Annotated in this window: 18 protein-coding genes; 5 read left to right on the top strand and 13 right to left on the bottom strand. The window is 55.1% G+C overall.

What is annotated here, in order from left to right; all coding sequences use genetic code 11:
• Positions 1 to 12: 12 nt before the first annotated feature.
• Positions 13 to 375, bottom strand: a complete 363-nt coding sequence (locus AC6EI9_RS02790; protein ID WP_498468984.1) for a hypothetical protein — start codon at positions 373 to 375, stop codon at positions 13 to 15.
• A 337-nt stretch (positions 376 to 712) separates the two neighbouring features.
• Between AC6EI9_RS02790 and AC6EI9_RS02785 the strand changes: the two genes are divergently transcribed.
• The gene (locus AC6EI9_RS02785) at positions 713 to 928 is read left to right on the top strand and encodes a hypothetical protein (protein ID WP_498468983.1); all 216 of its coding nucleotides are present in this window, start codon (positions 713 to 715) and stop codon (positions 926 to 928) included.
• A 323-nt stretch (positions 929 to 1,251) separates the two neighbouring features.
• On the opposite strand, the gene AC6EI9_RS02780 is transcribed toward AC6EI9_RS02785, so the two are convergent.
• From AC6EI9_RS02780 to AC6EI9_RS02770, 3 genes are all read right to left on the bottom strand, one after another.
• Entirely contained in the window at positions 1,252 to 1,506 is a 255-nt protein-coding gene (locus AC6EI9_RS02780; RefSeq protein ID WP_498468982.1) for a hypothetical protein, read from the bottom strand.
• A gap of 561 nt (positions 1,507 to 2,067) precedes the next feature.
• Positions 2,068 to 2,220: a DUF3104 domain-containing protein gene (locus AC6EI9_RS02775; protein WP_498468980.1), complete on the bottom strand. Its 153-nt coding sequence runs from the start codon at positions 2,218 to 2,220 to the stop codon at positions 2,068 to 2,070.
• Positions 2,221 to 2,394: a hypothetical protein gene (locus AC6EI9_RS02770; protein ID WP_498468979.1), complete on the bottom strand. Its 174-nt coding sequence runs from the start codon at positions 2,392 to 2,394 to the stop codon at positions 2,221 to 2,223. It lies immediately after the preceding gene.
• Positions 2,395 to 3,036: 642 nt separating this feature from the next.
• On the opposite strand from AC6EI9_RS02770, the gene AC6EI9_RS02765 reads away from it, so the two are divergent.
• Both AC6EI9_RS02765 and AC6EI9_RS02760 read left to right on the top strand, forming a co-directional pair.
• The gene (locus tag AC6EI9_RS02765; protein ID WP_498468977.1) at positions 3,037 to 3,198 is read left to right on the top strand and encodes a hypothetical protein; all 162 of its coding nucleotides are present in this window, start codon (positions 3,037 to 3,039) and stop codon (positions 3,196 to 3,198) included.
• A 215-nt stretch (positions 3,199 to 3,413) separates the two neighbouring features.
• Positions 3,414 to 3,710 (top strand): hypothetical protein, encoded by a 297-nt coding sequence (locus AC6EI9_RS02760; RefSeq protein WP_498468975.1) that lies wholly within the window; start codon positions 3,414 to 3,416, stop codon positions 3,708 to 3,710.
• A 362-nt stretch (positions 3,711 to 4,072) separates the two neighbouring features.
• On the opposite strand, the gene ccsB is transcribed toward AC6EI9_RS02760, so the two are convergent.
• The 7 genes from ccsB to AC6EI9_RS02725 all read right to left on the bottom strand — a co-directional run bounded on the left by ccsB (position 4,073) and on the right by AC6EI9_RS02725 (position 10,574).
• A complete protein-coding gene (gene ccsB, locus AC6EI9_RS02755) occupies positions 4,073 to 5,029 on the bottom strand; it encodes a c-type cytochrome biogenesis protein CcsB (RefSeq protein ID WP_498468974.1) in 957 nt (318 codons plus the stop codon).
• 49 nt (positions 5,030 to 5,078) lie between these two features.
• Positions 5,079 to 6,242, bottom strand: a complete 1,164-nt coding sequence (locus AC6EI9_RS02750) for an LptF/LptG family permease (RefSeq protein ID WP_498468973.1) — start codon at positions 6,240 to 6,242, stop codon at positions 5,079 to 5,081.
• Positions 6,242 to 6,970 (bottom strand): LPS export ABC transporter ATP-binding protein, encoded by a 729-nt coding sequence (lptB, locus tag AC6EI9_RS02745; RefSeq protein WP_498468972.1) that lies wholly within the window; start codon positions 6,968 to 6,970, stop codon positions 6,242 to 6,244. The genes AC6EI9_RS02750 and lptB overlap by 1 nt, the downstream gene beginning before the upstream one ends.
• Positions 6,967 to 7,407: an LptA/OstA family protein gene (locus AC6EI9_RS02740; protein WP_498468970.1), complete on the bottom strand. Its 441-nt coding sequence runs from the start codon at positions 7,405 to 7,407 to the stop codon at positions 6,967 to 6,969. The genes lptB and AC6EI9_RS02740 overlap by 4 nt, the downstream gene beginning before the upstream one ends.
• A gap of 69 nt (positions 7,408 to 7,476) precedes the next feature.
• The gene (locus tag AC6EI9_RS02735) at positions 7,477 to 7,836 is read right to left on the bottom strand and encodes a DUF309 domain-containing protein (RefSeq protein WP_498468969.1); all 360 of its coding nucleotides are present in this window, start codon (positions 7,834 to 7,836) and stop codon (positions 7,477 to 7,479) included.
• Entirely contained in the window at positions 7,833 to 9,635 is a 1,803-nt protein-coding gene (gene typA, locus AC6EI9_RS02730) for a translational GTPase TypA (RefSeq protein ID WP_498468967.1), read from the bottom strand. The genes AC6EI9_RS02735 and typA overlap by 4 nt, the downstream gene beginning before the upstream one ends.
• 186 nt (positions 9,636 to 9,821) lie before the next feature.
• Positions 9,822 to 10,574, bottom strand: coding sequence for a M15 family metallopeptidase (locus AC6EI9_RS02725; RefSeq protein ID WP_498468965.1), 753 nt, complete (start codon positions 10,572 to 10,574; stop codon positions 9,822 to 9,824).
• 107 nt (positions 10,575 to 10,681) lie between these two features.
• Between AC6EI9_RS02725 and chlP the strand changes: the two genes are divergently transcribed.
• On the top strand, positions 10,682 to 12,055 hold the full coding sequence (gene chlP, locus AC6EI9_RS02720; protein WP_498468963.1) for a geranylgeranyl reductase: 1,374 nt from the start codon (positions 10,682 to 10,684) through the stop codon (positions 12,053 to 12,055).
• Positions 12,056 to 12,101: 46 nt separating this feature from the next.
• On the opposite strand, the gene glyS is transcribed toward chlP, so the two are convergent.
• Positions 12,102 to 14,261 carry a glycine--tRNA ligase subunit beta gene (gene glyS / locus AC6EI9_RS02715; protein WP_498468962.1) on the bottom strand — a complete coding sequence of 720 codons (2,160 nt, stop codon included), beginning with the start codon at positions 14,259 to 14,261 and terminating at the stop codon, positions 12,102 to 12,104.
• Between the two features lie 127 nt (positions 14,262 to 14,388).
• Here glyS and AC6EI9_RS02710 point away from each other — a divergent pair, with 127 nt between their 5' ends.
• Positions 14,389 to 16,146, top strand: coding sequence for an NADPH-dependent assimilatory sulfite reductase hemoprotein subunit (locus AC6EI9_RS02710; RefSeq protein WP_498470139.1), 1,758 nt, complete (start codon positions 14,389 to 14,391; stop codon positions 16,144 to 16,146).
• On the opposite strand, the gene AC6EI9_RS02705 is transcribed toward AC6EI9_RS02710, so the two are convergent.
• A complete protein-coding gene (locus AC6EI9_RS02705) occupies positions 16,119 to 16,889 on the bottom strand; it encodes a M15 family metallopeptidase (RefSeq protein WP_498468960.1) in 771 nt (256 codons plus the stop codon). The two genes, AC6EI9_RS02710 and AC6EI9_RS02705, sit on opposite strands and share 28 nt — an antisense overlap.
• Between the last annotated feature and the right edge of the window lie 14 nt (positions 16,890 to 16,903).

Here is a 16,903-nt window from a genome sequence, read left to right as displayed (position 1 = left end):
GATCACTGTTTTCTACTTAACACCAAAAGAATACTGAGGACATCTTTGCTCAATACCAGGGTAAAACTGGCTATTGATTTCTTGCTCACTCATTGAAGCAAGCTGGTCAATCTTTTCTGGGTATTGACCCATGACCAATCCTATGGCCATGCCTTCATTCATGCCTCGATCATAAGAGTTCATAACGCCTACATTCTCTCCTTCCATGATTGAGCAATAGGCATCAACCATTTGATTGATCATAGATTCCGAACCCATTGCAGATGCTCCAATCCCACAGGCTGCTGCAATACCTGTGATCATGTACAAGGGGTTGAACTTCATAAGTGATTCGCTTTTTCCATTGATAGCAACGCACCAAAACTCTGCCAACATCTGTCATGATGGGATGCAAAATGCGCCGTCAGGACTTATCAGAGCATTGATATTGATAAGGTAAATACTATTAAAACTAAAATCTATCTTTTGAACATTGCGATCAACAAAGAGCCTGTGCTCAGAGCGATCACCCCATAGAGCCAAGTTTTCCTGCTGTATTGACTGTTGATGGCGTAAACCCAACCTGGGACACCATCAGATGTAAAAACGATGGTGAGGCCCAAGATAATCACAAGAGGAACGACTAAGGCAATAACTAGATCCATGTGAGCGATGCACTTGGTTAAACTTTAGAGCCACATCAGAGTCCTCAATCACAACGTCGTGTTGATCAGTGGCCAATCAAAAAAGCCTGCGTCCTCATGCTGCCATGAAAGGGTGTATTGCGATGAAATATGGATGTGGAGAAGCAACTCAACACGGGTTTAACCAGGCTATGGTGTTTGACTTCCGGTTCACCAATAGCTGGAGCAGTGCCAACCAGCTAACTAAAGATTGTGAACAAAAAAAATTGAAGAGAATGGTAAATAGGCAACCATTCCTTCAATGATTTCAAAAAACTCAAACTTTCGATAATTTTTGTCTGATCTACTTCTGGCGATGGCTAAGCATTGGTTTCGCAGACATCAAACTCACGATAAAGAGCGTCAGCATCTTGGAATCGCTTGCTCAAAAGCAGGTCTCTAACCCGTAATTTCCACCAATCCTCAAGCAACCTGGCATCGCGACTACTCAAAGTCAGCTTAGGTAAATCCATCATCCTCCTTTGAATTAAATGGTTTATATCCGAATTTTCACCTCAAACAAAATAATCCTTACATAACTTAAGCAGCCTGGACTACATGCCACGACCAATACTCTTAGCCTTTGCTCTCAACAACGGCGGCGATGATCGACTTGCTTTGCCAAAAATTCAAAAGCGTCGTCGATCAATTGATTCGGGTCAGTCACTTCTGGATGCAGTCGTGAATAGACATTCAAGGTGTTCACCCTCAAGCGGTTGGTGGCATCGCCATCTTCTTCAGGCAAGAGGCCAAGAAGGCGGCGTGCCTCCTCAATCGTCTTGATCTGTTGGGGTGACGGAACCCAATCCGTCAATTTCGGGTTGATGCTGAATGGTTTGGTCATTACGCCTTGGCCTCAAGTGAACGAATCAATCCCGGTGATTGTTATCTAATATCTCTTAGAGATATCAGAAGATCTAAGAGAAACAGTTAGAAAAGTCACCACAAGAACGCCAAAAATGGCTCCAAGGGGGGATCGCGGAGCTAGCTTCTGAAACTCTGCTCCTAACCAATGAAAGCTCTCAGATTTAGGAACGGTATTGTGTAACTTTCAATCAGTGCTTTTGGTGTACTGAGCAACTCACCAATGTAACGACAATAAAAACCCGTCGCGTGGAGCTTAGAAGACTTTTCAATCACTGGAGACAACAAAAGACTCAGAGATTATCCACCCGGACGATTTGTCTGATTATTTCTCATTCCTGACGAGACCAAAGAACACTGCTATCCACGTGAAAGCGATCAACAGATAAAGCATGGCGGCTCAGTTCGTCGATTAGGAAAAAGGCAGGGACTATCACCTCCTGCCTCGGACAGTCACATCCTTCATCAATGCGACTTAGCAACAGTAGAAACTGTGGATTGAGCGGCGAGAGTTCCATGATTGCGGTTTACCCAACCATCCTCAGAGATTGATTCCGTCAAGAGCATTGACGATCTGAGTGACCCCATCAGCACAGACGCGTCTGATTGAACCGTTATCGACATCGGCACTTTGGAACAGGGAGTTCACCTCAGGATTCCTGGCACCACCCTCACAGAACACCAACTGGCCCATTCACCAGTCACCCGTCTGCGCCATGGCAACCACTGGTTGAATCTCGGCAATGACGAAGTCGCCTGATTTCACGGACAGGAATGCCGTTAGAGACAGCAGGTCGCTGGGACTCAGGACACTCTCCGCCTTCTCGGCATTCACAGAACAGCTGTACTGCTGTGCAGTTCTGACCATTGATGAGAGTCCTGTCACCCTTTGCGAAAAGACTGAAGTCAATGATGCCAATAGCGTCAAAAGCAAGAGATAAGGCGATGGGCCGTTGCTTGAAGTTCTCGATTGAAGTCGAGATCTAGGCATGCCAACGATTCGTCATGGGTGTTTGTGGCACCCCTATCAGCGATTTGGGCTGACCCCGCACTGCAATCAAGACCAGCTCAATCAGTACAGCCAACTGACAACGAACGAGAGAGTGCAGAGACGAAGAGACTGGGAGCAAAGGCAAAGAGCGAAAAGAGAATTGCTTTGCACAGTGCTAACGCGAAAGTGTTAGAACAAGAGCAAGTAAATTTTTTGGCCTGTAACCTTCAAGAAAAGATGAGGTTCTGTAAAGACACCGTCGATGCTGGAGGAGATCACACATTCACGAACCATCGATATAATTGAATAATGTAATGACTACCTTGCTCTGACGATTGCAAGACGGTATAAGCAAGTAAAGGAGGAATCCATGTCGCCCAATCCCGATTGGAGAAAAGAGCAATCTTCAACAATTAGTGAGTGGTGGAAGCACCGTATCGAGAACCTATACGCAGATTCAAAGTTTGAATCTGCGGAGGCACTTTACAGAGAGTTCCGTTTAGATGACGAATGGATGTGATGTCAGGGACGGCAAGGACTCTTCTGTCCGCAACGGTTGCTGTGCTGGCTTTAGTCGCCGTTGTTGCAGTGGGAGTCCAGCAAGGCAAGGAACCAAGCATGGATAGACCAGTCGATACCAAAGGAGAACTGGAACGCCTCAGGAATGAGCGACTGAACTGATGAATAAAGAACAATATCTGAGGTATGTCATTATAATAATGATTTCCATAGGTGTGATTGCGTTTAATCACCAAGGGAACAAAGAAACGCCTGAAGACGTTCAACCATCAGAACACATTCAAGACAACAGGGCATTGAATCATGCTAAGCGCCTAAAGTAGTTATCAATCGACTGAGAAAGTTTGACTGCTGTCTTCCTCGTGAGTTCGTTTGTGTTGGCAGTGCTGCTCTTGAATGAGAGGGATGCCTCGAACAAAGCAGCTGCAGAAAAGGATAGAGCAATCAAGAACTACAGAGCATCAGAGAGGTGGTTTATCACTGCCCTGTCCATGGCCGACAATGAACAAGAAGTCGCCGATGGACTCACACAGATCGAGAAAGTGGAGAAGAGACAATGGGACAGAGACTGGCACGGAGAGTCTGATATCAAGATGAGCATGAACGATCAAAGGTATGTTGACATCTCAATGCTCGGGCATCTTCTTAAAATGCACAAAAACAGGAATGCCTAGCGATTACCTGTACATAATTGAGCAATCGTTATGTGCATATCTATGCTATCCCTGCTTCACTCTGTGAGTGGTGATGTAAAGCTAACCCGAATCACTTCATGCGGAGATTTCCAATCTATTTGTCACATGCTTTTGCCATTCCTTGATCCCTGAGGGAGGGTGAGATAAGCCTGCGCGTTCTTGTCTTAGACAAGGACGTACAGGTCATGAGATGTCGTGAGCTTGACCAGTAACAGATCTGGCAGTGCTTCATTATCTGTTGGAAAAAACGCCCAAAGGACAGCAGATTTTCCCAGGCTGTCGACTAGTTATTTGAACAGATCCCCATGAGATCCTCAAGAGGAAACCCTGGCGATTAGAGGTTATTCAAAGAACCAGCCATAACTGTGTAATCCAATCCCAAGAAGATTGACCCCGATGTAACACACAACAATCACCACCAGGCCTGAGGCGGCAACAAGCGCCGGACGCCGACCTTGCCAACCTCGGCTCAGACGTGTGTGGAGATAGGCGGCGTAGACCAGCCAGCAAATCAATGCCCAGGTTTCTTTGGGATCCCAACTCCACCAACTTCCCCAGGCCTCGTTGGCCCAAACAGCCCCACTAATGATGCCGACAGTGAGCAAGAGAAACCCGACCGTGATCGTGCGATAGCTCAGGCTGTCGAGCTGCTCCGTGCGGCTGAAGTGAATGGATGAAAGCTGTACTTCGGGAGGGTTCTGGACGGCAACACCCCCTTCCATCGACAACACCTTCGGCCGTCGATAAGCACCGGTTCCGATGGAACTACTACGCAGTTCCAGCTCTTCACCTCGGTCCGTGAGCAGCACAGCAACCGACAACAGTGACCCCACCATGAGAGCCGCATAGCTGACCATGATCACACTGACATGCATGACCAACCAGCTGCTTCGCAGGGCCGGCACGAGTGGTGATGCTTGCTGAAGCTGGTCGGGTAGGGCAAAGCTGGCAAAGGCAATGCAGCCAAGACCCATCGGTGTGGCGGCAGCTGCCACCAGTGGTGATGACCAGTTGCGTTCAACCAGAAGTTGGGTGAGCGTGCAGGCCCATGCAAGAAAACAGAGCGATTCGTAGAGATTGCTGATCGGGAAATGTCCCGATTGCCACCAGCGCAGCACAAGCTGAGCCGTCAGCAGAAGATTGGAAAGGGCGATCAGAGAACGCACACCACTGGAGCTCCGACCATTGGAAAGGGCCCAGAAACTCCACGGCAGAGCAACCAGCAAAAAGGCAAAGGCCATCAGACCCAGAAGCAGAACGGGTTCCGAGACGATCGCTTCCAGACCGGAAAAACCCATCCAATACCTCAAGCAGAGGACTCACTGATGCTGATTCTGACGGTCTGGCTCATCGACTGGCCTGTCGTAGTAAGAAACCGCCACCCCCGAGGCAGATCAGGATCGGGCTCCAGGCAGCCAGTATTGGTGTCAGCGTTCCTTTAACGCCCAGAGCACTGAAGCTGGAAGCAAGTAAGTAATACGTCAAAATCATCACGATGCTGAGTGCAAAACCCTGGCCTCGATTGGTTCGATTATTTGGTTTAGAGCCAAGGCTTGATCCAATTAATCCGAAAACAAGGCACGCCATGGGAAAAGTGAATTTCTCCTGGATCCGAACCTGTAATTTCCTTGCGCCCTTCAAATCACCGGAGTTCTGCAGTAGCTGCTCTGCCTGCAACGCCTCAGCCACGGTCATGTTGCGGGCATCCTTCGGCAGTTGGGCGATCCTGATCGGTGCTGCACTAAGCGGGTATAAATATCGATCGAAATCGGCAGAAGTGGTGCTTCCTGAAGGGGTCAGCGTCAGGATCTGACCGTTCAAAAATTCCCACTTCGCTTCCTGTTCATTCCATTGGCCTCTTTCAGCCAGCAACATCTGAGTGAAGCCGACCCTTGAGAAATCAAGCAGCGTGACTCGGGTCATGATTCCGTCCTGGAATCTGCTCGCATAGAAGAGCTGAAGCAGACCTTTGCTGGACGAACCATCAGGTTCCTCAACACGCCCGAAGCGTGGATAGATGATGTTGTTACCTTTCTCGGTTGAAATGGCCCTGCCAAGAGCACTGCTCAGGGTCACCTCCGCCGACCGGTTACTGCGCGGCACCAACACGTCGTTGAACAGAAAGGTGAGGCTGGACATCACCAACGCCAGCACCAGAGCGGGGATGATCATGCGCGTTGCCGTGACACCAACGCTGCGCAGGGCTGTGAGTTCACTGTTGCTGGAGAGTCGGCCATAAGCCAGCAACGTGGCGAACAAGGTTGCCATCGGGAACGAGAGCACCAGGAAGCTGGGCAGACGCTGCAACAACACCTGGATGGCAATCAGAACAGGCAGATTTTTTTCAGAAATCAGACGCACGAGCTCGAACAGCGCCCCCACCGTGATGGCGAGCACCGTGAACATGGCAATGGCGAACAGAAGAGGGCCGATCAACTCGCCGAGCAGCCAGCGATCAAGGAGCGGAATCCTGCGCAGTTGAGTTTGAATTCTCTGAATAAAAGCCTCCATCACAGCTGAAATCCTTCGCCGAGGTAATGACGGCGTACCAGCGGATCCGACGCCACCTGATCCGAGAGTCCTGAAGCCAGAACGCTCCCATCCGTGAGGATGTAGGCCCGATCCGTGATGGCCAGGGTTTCCCTCACGTTGTGATCAGTGATCAGAATTCCCATCCCCCTTTGACGCAACGCCTGAATCAGTTGCTGCAGGTCAGCCACTGCCAGTGGGTCGACACCGGCAAAAGGCTCATCCAACAGCAAGTACCGAGGGCCTTCAAGACCCACCGCCAGCGCCCGGGCCACTTCACAGCGCCGACGCTCGCCGCCGGACAGCTGGAAACCCTTGCGATTCAGAAACGGCTGCAAATGGAAATCGTCAATCAGTTGATGCAGGCGTTCGCGGGCCTGAGGCTTGGCAAGGCCGGTCTGCGACAGCACGAGCTCCAGGTTCTCTCGGACTGATAACTGCCTGAAAACACTGGGTTCCTGAGGCAGATAACCGATCCCGAGCCGTGCCCTCTGAGGCATGGAAAGACTGGCGACAGGGTGCCCGTCCATCAACACCTCCCCCTGATCGGGCTTGAGCAGACCGATGACGAGATTGAAGCTGGTGGTTTTACCGGCACCGTTCGGGCCCAGAAGACCAATCACTTCACCCGGTTCCAGCGTCAGCGTGAGGTCTTTCACCAGAGGTCGACCTCCCAGGGTGAGAGAGACCCGATTGAGACTGAGACTCATGGCGTCAGCGGGGTCTGCGCTGGCTGATCAGGGCGCAGGATCATGGTCGCGCGCACTTGCCCGCCATTCGACGGCACCGCAACAGCCCGCTCATCCTCAAGGTTGTAAGTCACGCGTTCAGCCCTGAGTGTGCTGCCATCTTCCTGCACCACGTCGACGTCACCACTCAGCACCAGGCGTCCCTCACGACTGAAGTACTGAGCCTGTCGAGAGGTCGCCACCATTCCGCGGGAGGGGTAAACGATGCGGACATTACCGATGGCGGTGACCACTCCCGTGACGTTGTCGGCTGTCTGGCTATCGGATTCGATGGTGATCAAGCCGTCGTCAGATGAGGGACCCTCAAGAGGTGCAACGAGCTCCTGTGCCAGAGAAGGTCCGCTCAAGGTCAGGAGCAGACCCGCACACCAGATCACTGAAGCGCGGAGCACGGTCATCGATCGCTGAAACGGTGGAAACACGATCGGTCCAGGCGCTGAGAAAGGGATGTGTCATGGTCCCATGAATCATTTCGCTGCAATCAGTCGGGGTGGCGGTAGGACCTCCGGGTCTGCTCCGGATTGAAGGGCGCTCAGGCGGTCAGCGACAGCCGTATGCAACGCGTCGAGGTCAAGTCCCAGCGCGCTAGGTAATGAGGGCTTGAGACGTCCGATGCCTTCACCGAGAAGGATCGTTGCACCGCGTGTGTTTCCCCTTTCGAGGTGAACATGGGCGACAGCGATCTGAACGATCGCCTGAATCAACTTGCGGTCGGGATCCATCTGTTCATGCCAGATCTCCTCAAAGGCATCGTGGGCCTCGTACCAGGCTCCGGAATTGAACAGCTCCAGAGCCTGCGGGAAGCGGGGATCGTCGGCCGGACTCAACGCTTGGCCATCTTCTTCGCGGGAAGTTTGCGCAAACGAATCGATTCCGGAGTGACCTCCAGCATTTCACCGGGTCCGATGTATTCGAGAGCGCGCTCCAGCGTCATCTGAACAGGTGCCTGAAGGGTGTCGAGTTCTTCAGCACCCGCGGAACGCATGTTGGTGAGCTGCTTCGACTTGCAGACATTGATCTCGAGATCCTGAGGACGATTGTTCTCGCCGATGATCATGCCCTTGTAGACCTTGGTTCCTGGAGCAATGAAGAACTGGCCCCGGTCTTCAGCGTTCTTAAGGGCGTAGAACGTTGCCGTGCCCTCCTCGAATGCGATCAGCACACCGTTGCGCCGGGTGTCGAAATCACCCGTCATCGGACGGTATTCGAAGAAGGAATGGCTCATGATCCCTTCACCACGGGTGGCGCGGATGAATTCACCGCGGAAACCAATCAGGCCACGGGAAGGAACGACAAATTCCAACTGTGTGCGGCCGTCAGCACTGGTTTCCATGTTCTGCATTTCAGCCTTGCGTGATCCCAGCTTTTCGATGCAGCTGCCCACAGCGGCTTCGGGGACATCCATGACGAGGGTCTCAACGGGTTCGCAGGGTGTGCCGTCGATGGTCCTGAAAATCACCTGTGGCTGAGACACCTGGAATTCGTAACCCTCGCGTCGCATGGTTTCAATGAGGATGCCGAGGTGCAGCTCACCACGACCACTCACTGCAAAACGATCAGGTGAGTCCGTGTCTTCAACACGCAGTGCCACGTTGGTCAGCAGCTCTCGCTGGAGACGGTCGCGCACCTGACGACTGGTCACAAACTTGCCTTCCTTCCCAGCAAACGGTGAGTCGTTGACCACAAAGGTCATCTGCAGGGTTGGCTCATCGACCTTGATGAGTGGAAGTGCCTTGGGTTCATCCGGACAGGCGATCGTCTCGCCGATGTTGACTTCGTCGAAACCGGCAACAGCCACCAGATCGCCAGCACTGGCTTCAGCGATTTCGACACGCTGCAGGCCCTCAAAGCCAAGCAGTTTGCTGATCCGACCCTTTTTGAGGTTGCCGTCATCTTTGATCAGAACTGCATTCTGACCCTGCTTGATCACGCCGTTGTGCACCCGGCCAATGATGATCCGACCAAGAAAATCGGAGTAATCCAGTGTGGTGATCTGAAGCTGCAGAGGCTTGGTGGAATCGCCAACCGGAGGCGGAACATGGCGAAGGATCGCATCGAAGAGAGGACGCATGGTGTCGCTCTCGGTTTTCATGTCGGGCTTGGCGAATCCCCCCAGGCCGCTTCCAAACAGATAAGGGAAATCACACTGGTCGTCGTCAGCGCCAAGCTCAAGGAACAGGTCCAGCACCTTGTCGACAGCCGTTTCGGGATCAACCCGGGCACGATCAATCTTGTTGACGAACACGATGGGGCGCAGACCCTGCTCGAGCGCTTTTTTCAGCACAAAACGGGTCTGAGGCATCGGCCCTTCGTTGGCATCAACGATCAACAGGCAACCGTCCACCATGCCGAGCACACGCTCCACCTCACCACCAAAATCGGCGTGTCCTGGGGTGTCAACGATGTTGATGCGGGTGTCGTTGTAAGTGACAGCCGTGTTTTTGGACAGAATGGTGATTCCGCGCTCACGCTCCAGATCGTTGGAATCCATGACGCAGGTGGGGACTGCTTCGTTGTCACGGAAAATGCCTGACTGGGCCAGCAGTGAGTCGACCAGGGTCGTCTTTCCATGGTCAACGTGGGCGATGATCGCGATATTGCGAATCGCCTTTTGCTGGGCGCTCATAGGAGTCTGTAGGGGGCGGAATGTCTCTTGGCGCCCGCAGGCGCAGTCGACGCACCCTATCTCAACGTGAGATCGTTCCGGGTCGATGTGGACGGTCTGGCTGAAGGTTGTTCCGGTTCAACACCCCGGATCAGCGCAAATCACCACACGATCTGAACCTCAGCGAATCAGCTCGGGGTTCAGCCATCAACCACCATTGGCCAGCCGACGCGCGGGTTCAAACCTTCGCAATGCATCCGCTGAACCTTCAAATCGCCAGTGCCAGGGCTCGTAGCTGACACCCTGGGAATTCACTGCAGGGAATGAAAGCGTGAAGTGATAGCTGGCGGCATGATCCTGAAGCCAGCTGAAGGCGTCGGTCTGTTCGAACGAAGCGGAGAGATTCGAAGCAGGATCAGCCCCATCACCGAGATCGACGGCATAGCCAGTGCTGTGTTCGGAATAACCGGGTGGCGCCGATACCTTGGCCCGTTCTGCGGCCGTTTGATTGCGCTCTGATTTGACGTCGAAGAAAATACTTTTTTGGAGTTCCTGGGAGCGATAACCGCTCAGCAACCTCAGATCAACACCATCGGCTGCAGCCGCACGACGCATGGCGTCAAGAGCGATGGCGGCGTCTCGATGCAATTCAATGCCCGCCTCAACAGGCACCAGTTGATCCACAACGGCTTCCACATAGGGGAAATGCCCCAGCAGGCGACCATCACGTCCTGGCTGTTCATCGATGCCCTCCACCACCTGGGTTTTGGAGCCGAAGGGCAGAAGCTCCGGCAGGAACACCACTGTGGCCAGTGACAGCGAGAAAACCACCCCGCAGCTGAGGAGAAAACCTAGGCCACTCCCCCGTTTCGGTTGAGAGGAGCGACTGCGGCGTGCGATGGGGATGTCATCGCGGCTGCTGTCACGCTTCCTGCTGCGGGTGGCGACAGCCCGGGACAAAAGAACACTTCAGTGATGTTTCGATCGTAAGGGGGTGCGCCAGTGCCAGCACCGAAACAACTGATTGAGGTGTAGCTTCAATTTAGAGTCCAGCGGAGTGTGCTGAGATGCTGAGAGTTGCCGTCATCGGCGGAGGTCCGAGTGGATCCTGCGCGGCCGAAGTGCTTGCAAAAGCTGGCATCAGCACCTGGATATTCGAGCGCAAACTCGACAACGCCAAGCCCTGCGGAGGAGCGATCCCACTCTGCATGGTCGAGGAATTCGAACTTCCCGAATCGATCATCGATCGAAAAGTCCGCAACATGAAGATGATTTCCCCCTCCAACAAGGAGGTGGACATCCGTCTGGATCCACTGGGGTACGACAACGATGCCTACATCGGCATGTGTCGTCGCGAGGTTTTTGACGCCTTCCTGCGCAACCGTTCCGCCGAGCTCGGGGCGACACTCGTGAATGCGCTGGTTCAGAAGATTGATACCGGAACCAATCGTCAGGGGCCCTACACCCTGCATTACGCCGATTACAGCAACGGTGGACCCACCGGTGAGCTGAAGACTCTTGAGGTGGATCTGATCATTGGCGCCGACGGCGCCAATTCCCGCGTTGCCAAGGCAATGGATGCCGGTGATTACAACGTGGCCATCGCTTTCCAGGAACGCATCAAGCTGCCTGCTGAGGAGATGACCTACTACGAGGATCTCGCCGAGATGTATGTCGGCACCGATGTCTCCCCAGACTTCTATGCATGGGTGTTCCCCAAGTTCGACCACGTGGCTGTGGGAACAGGAACAATGCAGCAGAACCAGTCGCTGATCAAAGGTCTGCAGAAAGGAATTCGTGAACGTGCGCGCAAGCGTCTGTTTAAAGGTGAGGTGATCAAGGTCGAAGCCCATCCCATCCCGGAGCATCCGCGACCAAGACGCGTCGTCGGCCGGATGGCTCTCGTGGGCGACGCTGCTGGATATGTCACCAAGAGCTCCGGTGAAGGGATTTACTTCGCTGCCAAGAGTGGGCGCATGTGCGCCGAAGCCATTGTGGAGATCTCAGCGAATGGAAGCCGCGTCCCCACGGAGAAGCAGATCAAGTCGACCTACCTGAAGCGCTGGGACAGAAAGTACGGAGCCACTTATGCGGTGCTCGACATTCTTCAGAAGATTTTCTACCGGAACGACGCCGCTCGCGAAGCCTTTGTGGAGATGTGCGATGACCGCGATGTTCAGAAGCTCACTTTCGACAGCTATCTGTACAAACGAGTGGTGATGATGAACCCCTGGCAGCAGGTCAAACTCACCTTGCGCACTGTGGGAAGTCTGTTGCGTGGTCAGGCCCTTGCACCGTCCAATTACGGGTCTGTTCCCTCAGCGGTGGGTCGCTCAGACGGCGACTTCCTTGCCGAGGAAGCAGCCCAGGCGATCAAGTCGAAGGCCAGCGAGGACCCGGCTTCAAACAGCGAGGAGCGTTCAAAAGTCCCCAGCAGCTGAGGTCAACACCGGCTGAGCCCGTCAACGGCCGAGCTCAGCCAGTCGTTCACGACTGGATGTTGTTGAAACACGCCAAAACAGAAGCCTGATTGCGCAGTACACCAAGCAGGCTCAGACGGTTGCGACGCACAGCATCATCCTCAGCCATCACCATCACACTGTTTTCACCATCGAAGAACGCTTCAAGAGCTCGGGCAGCACCCTGGAGCCCTGATGCCAGACCCCTGTAATCACAGGCCTCAGCAAGCGGACTGAGAGCCTCCAACTGCTTCAGCAGATCAGACTCACTGGGGGAGTCGAACAACGAGGCTTCGATCACTCGACCTGGAACCAGTTGAGAGCTGTCGAGATCTCCTTTCTCAGCGAGCCTGGATGCACGTTGCACCACAGCCTGAACCGCCTGAAGCCGGCCATCAGCCCGAAGATCCTGGAGCAACAACAGCCGTTCTCGCGCATCGACCGGATCCTGAAGCAGGCGTGCGCTGCTGACGCCCTCTCCGCTCACGGCCTGCACAAGGTCGGGGGGGAAACCATCCTCCTCGAACTGAGACACCATGCGTTGCCGCAACAGCTGGCCAAGGTCACTGGCCAGCGATGCAGCATCGAACTGAAACGCTGGGAACAACCCTGCCCAGTGCTCTGACGCTGTACCCAAGAGAGTCTGCAGCGGAAGGCGCCAGCCACGATCCCAGAGGATCTGAACGATCCCGTTGCCGGCACGGCGGAGCGCATAGGGATCGGACGAGCCCGTCGGGCGCTGACCTTTGGCGAAAATGCTGAGCAGAAGCTCCAGGCGCTCCGCCAGAGCCAACAGGGCGCCGGCATCGCTGGAGGGAGGCGAGTCCCCTGCACCGGCCGGTTGATAGTGCTCAGCCACTGCCAGGGCAACATCACGATGCTCACCCTCCTCAAGCAGATATTTGCCGCCCATCAGGCCCTGGAGTTCAGGGAATTCCCCCACCATCTGGCAGACAAGATCGTTCTTGCAGAGGTGGGCCGCTCGGCGTCCATGGCCTGCCAGTGAGTCGCTGGTTGCAAGAGCCTGAACCAGTTGCTCCATCACCCAGCTGATCCGATCGCTGCGATCCAGCAGCGTGCCGAGCCCTTCGGCAAAGGTGACGCGATCGAGCTGCTGACGGCGCTGCTCGCTGGGCTGACGACGGTCAACATTCAGGAAGAACTCCGCGTCAGCAAGTCGAGCGCTCAACACTCGCTGATTACCGCTCACAATCGTTTTGGAAGCATCCGGCAGTCCATTGCCAACAAGCAGAAAATCAGGCCGCAACACATTGCGAGCCTCAAGCTGCAGCGGATCAGCAGTCGCGTTCGGTTGTCTGAGAGGGACATAGCGCTGATGCGACTGCATCACCGTGACAATCACTTCTGGAGGCAGATCCAGATATTGATCTGCAATTTCACCCTTCAGGACGAGCGGGGCTTCCACCAGATCCACCAGCTCCTGAAACAGACTCTCTGGACAATCCGCCTCACCACCGCAGGATGCCGCCTCAGCCGCAATGGAACTGCGGATGATTTCGGCACGCTGTTCGCGATCCACCATCACACCGGCCTCAGCCAGACGCGCGGGGAGTTCATCCGCTGACTTCAACTCAGCGAGTGAGTGGTGGAGACGATGGCCTCGACTGTGACGACCACTGCGCACAAGAGGATCAGAGGCCTGGAGCGTGACTGGGATCAAGCTCTCACCCAGCAGAGCGACCAGCCAGCGCACGGGTCGACTGAACCGCTGCTCCCCACTTCCCCAGCGCATGAAACGACGCCCCTGAAGGCAGTCGATCCACTTGGGGATGAAGTCCTGCAACAGAACAGAGCTCTCCTGACCGGGTGTACAGACGCGCGCAAACAGACAGGGACCCTTGGGCGTCTCACGACTTTCGAGCTGCGAAGGTTCCACACCACAACGCTTGGCAAAACCGATGGCAGCCGGTCCTGGCTGACCGTCAACCAGCGCCTGGGACACAGGAGGGCCCTTGCGATCCTCCTCCAGATCAGGTTGTGAATCGATGAGATCGCTGATCTGCACAAGCAAACGACGGGGTGTGCCTGTTACGGAGAGCTGTCCATGGTCAAGCCGCAGCTCCTTCAGATCCGTGCGGACACGCCGCTCCAGCTGCTGAAGCGCTGAGCGCACGAAATCGGCCGGTAGTTCCTCGGTGCCGATCTCGAGCAGAAACGTGTTTGCCACTCCACGTGCCAATGCAGGTGGCGACTTTATGAGACGCCGCTTCGCTAGTTTCAAATGCAACAACGGTGCACGTGTGAGCGACGGACTGACAGCCACATCCAATGCGCATGAGGCCGTCGTGTCTTCTGTGCTGGATGGGCCTGCAGCGCGCACAGAGTCGATCGACACTGCACTGTCAAAAGCTGAGAAAAGGAAGCTTTACAGCGGCCATCTGCGCGAGCCGCTGCAGTCGGAACTGCTGAACGACGACATCCGTTTCAGTGAGGATGCCGTTCAGCTGCTGAAGTTCCATGGCAGCTATCAACAGAACCATCGCGAACTGCGCAAAACCGACAAGGTGCGCTGCTGGCAGATGATGCTGCGGCTGCGCAACCCAGGTGGTCGGGTTCCGGCTGATCTGTTCGCAGCTCTGGATGACCTCTCCGACCGCTACGGCGACGGCACACTGCGCGCCACCACCCGTCAGGCCTTTCAGATGCACGGGGTGCCCAAAGGTGACCTGAAGACCGTGATCGGCACAATCATCACCAACCTGGGCTCAACCCTCGCCGCCTGTGGTGATATCAACCGCAACGTGATGGCGCCCCCTGCGCCGTTCGAGAAGGGTGCTTACCCCGCCGCACGTGCGCTCGCTGATCAAATCGCTGATCTGCTCAGTCCTGAAGCAGCTGAGGGGTCCTATCTGGACATGTGGATTGATGGCGACCACAGCTATCGCTTTCAGCCGGCCACAACAGTGCGCAAGGCTCGCACCCGCCAGCAGAAGGGCGGAGTCTTTTCCGGCAGCGGAGCTGAACCCCTCTATGGCGACACCTACCTGCCACGCAAATTCAAGGTCGCCGTCACCGTGCCTGGTGATAACTCCGTGGATCTGCTGACGCAGGACATCGGTCTTGTGGCTTTTGCCGATGTCTCAGGAGCATTGAAAGGCTGCAATGTCTACGTGGGTGGCGGAATGGGCCGAACTCACAACCAGGAAGACACCTTTGCAAGAACCGCCGACGTGCTCGGCTACGTGAAAGCAGAGGAGATCTTCGATCTGCTGCAGGCGATCATGGCCCTGCAGAGAGACCATGGCGATCGGGAAGTCCGCAAGCACGCCCGCATGAAATATCTCCTGTATCAGCGGGGGATCACCTGGTTCAGAACAACCCTGCGCAAGCACTACTTCAAGGGTGAACTGAAGGGCATCCGCCAGGAACCGGTTGCCAAGCTTGAGGATTATCTGGGTTGGCACCGTCAGAAGAAAGGCCTCTGGTTCGTTGGCCTGCCGATGATGTGCGGACGACTGGAAGGTGCGGTGAAAAATGGATTGCGCAAGATTGTGCAGACCTATCAGCTTGAGATCCGCTTAACGGCCAATCAGGACCTGCTGCTTTGCAACGTCGGGGCCGCACAGAAACCATCGATCAAGCAGGCACTCGCCGAACTGGGATTTGAACTTCCGGGTGAACCGGCGCCACTGGCACGTCATGCGATTGCCTGCCCAGCCTTGCCGACATGCGGGCTGGCGATCACAGAGGCCGAGAGAATTCTCCCTGATGTGCTCGATCGCCTGGATGCGTTGCTGCAAAAACTGGGAATCGACCAATCGGTGTTGGTGCGCATGACCGGATGCCCTAATGGCTGCGCCCGGCCCTACATGGCCGAACTGGCTCTAGTGGGCAGTGGCCTGAATCAATACCAGCTCTGGTTGGGAGGGACTCCGAATCTTCAGGTGCTCGCCAGGCCCTTCCTGCAGAAGATGCCTCTTGATCAACTGGAATCAACACTAGAGCCCTTGCTGATCAACTGGAAACAGTGCGGCGTCAGGCGCAGTTTCGGAGCACACGTCAACCGACTCGGAGACGAGGTGGTTCAACAACTCCTGGGAACCGAGGCGTAGATCGCTGCGGGGGTCTGTTGTTGCCAGGCCCAGAGCTGGTCTCCGTGGCTGAAATGCCACCATTCACTGGGATGTCTGGCAAATCCAGCCTTGGTCATCACTTCATTGAGCAGACAACGACGACCATGCCAGCGAGCCGCCTCTCCGAGGGGATTCGCTTCAGCCTCCTTGGCGTGGTGATCAGGTATGGACTGATCGCCGATGGCATCGATGTCACCGCCCATCTCGAGTGGAGCTCCAGCGCTGTCCGCAAGGGTGAGATCCACTGCGGCACCTGTGCTATGCGGAGGAGGTGTACAGGGATCCGGACTCGGAGGAGCCCAGAACCGGGCCACATCGCTTTGAACCTGTTCAAGAGCTGCAGCCATCAACGGGTCTGAAGGATCAAAACCCTGAGTGCGGCATTGCTCCTGTACGGCGTGCTCCACCATGAAGGCCTGCACACGGATCGGTCTCCACGCATCAAAGATCGCAAGCTGCACCGTGCCGACCTCAGGATCACTGCGCATTGATAAAAGGGTCTGTGCGGCAATCAGCCGCTTGAGAACGCCGGAACGCAGTCGATAGGGATCTGCATCCTCGCCATACGGTGCGCCGACGCAGGCATAGGGATGGGGCTCAAGGCACAGGAAGCACGGCTTGAGCGACACAAGCGGTTCTCCACAGTCGTCGATCACCACATCGCTCCAGGGACGACGCATCCGACCTCGGAACGCAAGGCAGCCATCGTATGGGGAGAGCAACAGCAGCGACGATG

The organism is Synechococcus sp. MIT2312 (assembly GCF_059772315.1).
The sequence above is the reverse complement of the archived record's forward strand: the minus strand, read 5'-3'. Positions and strand labels throughout refer to the sequence as shown.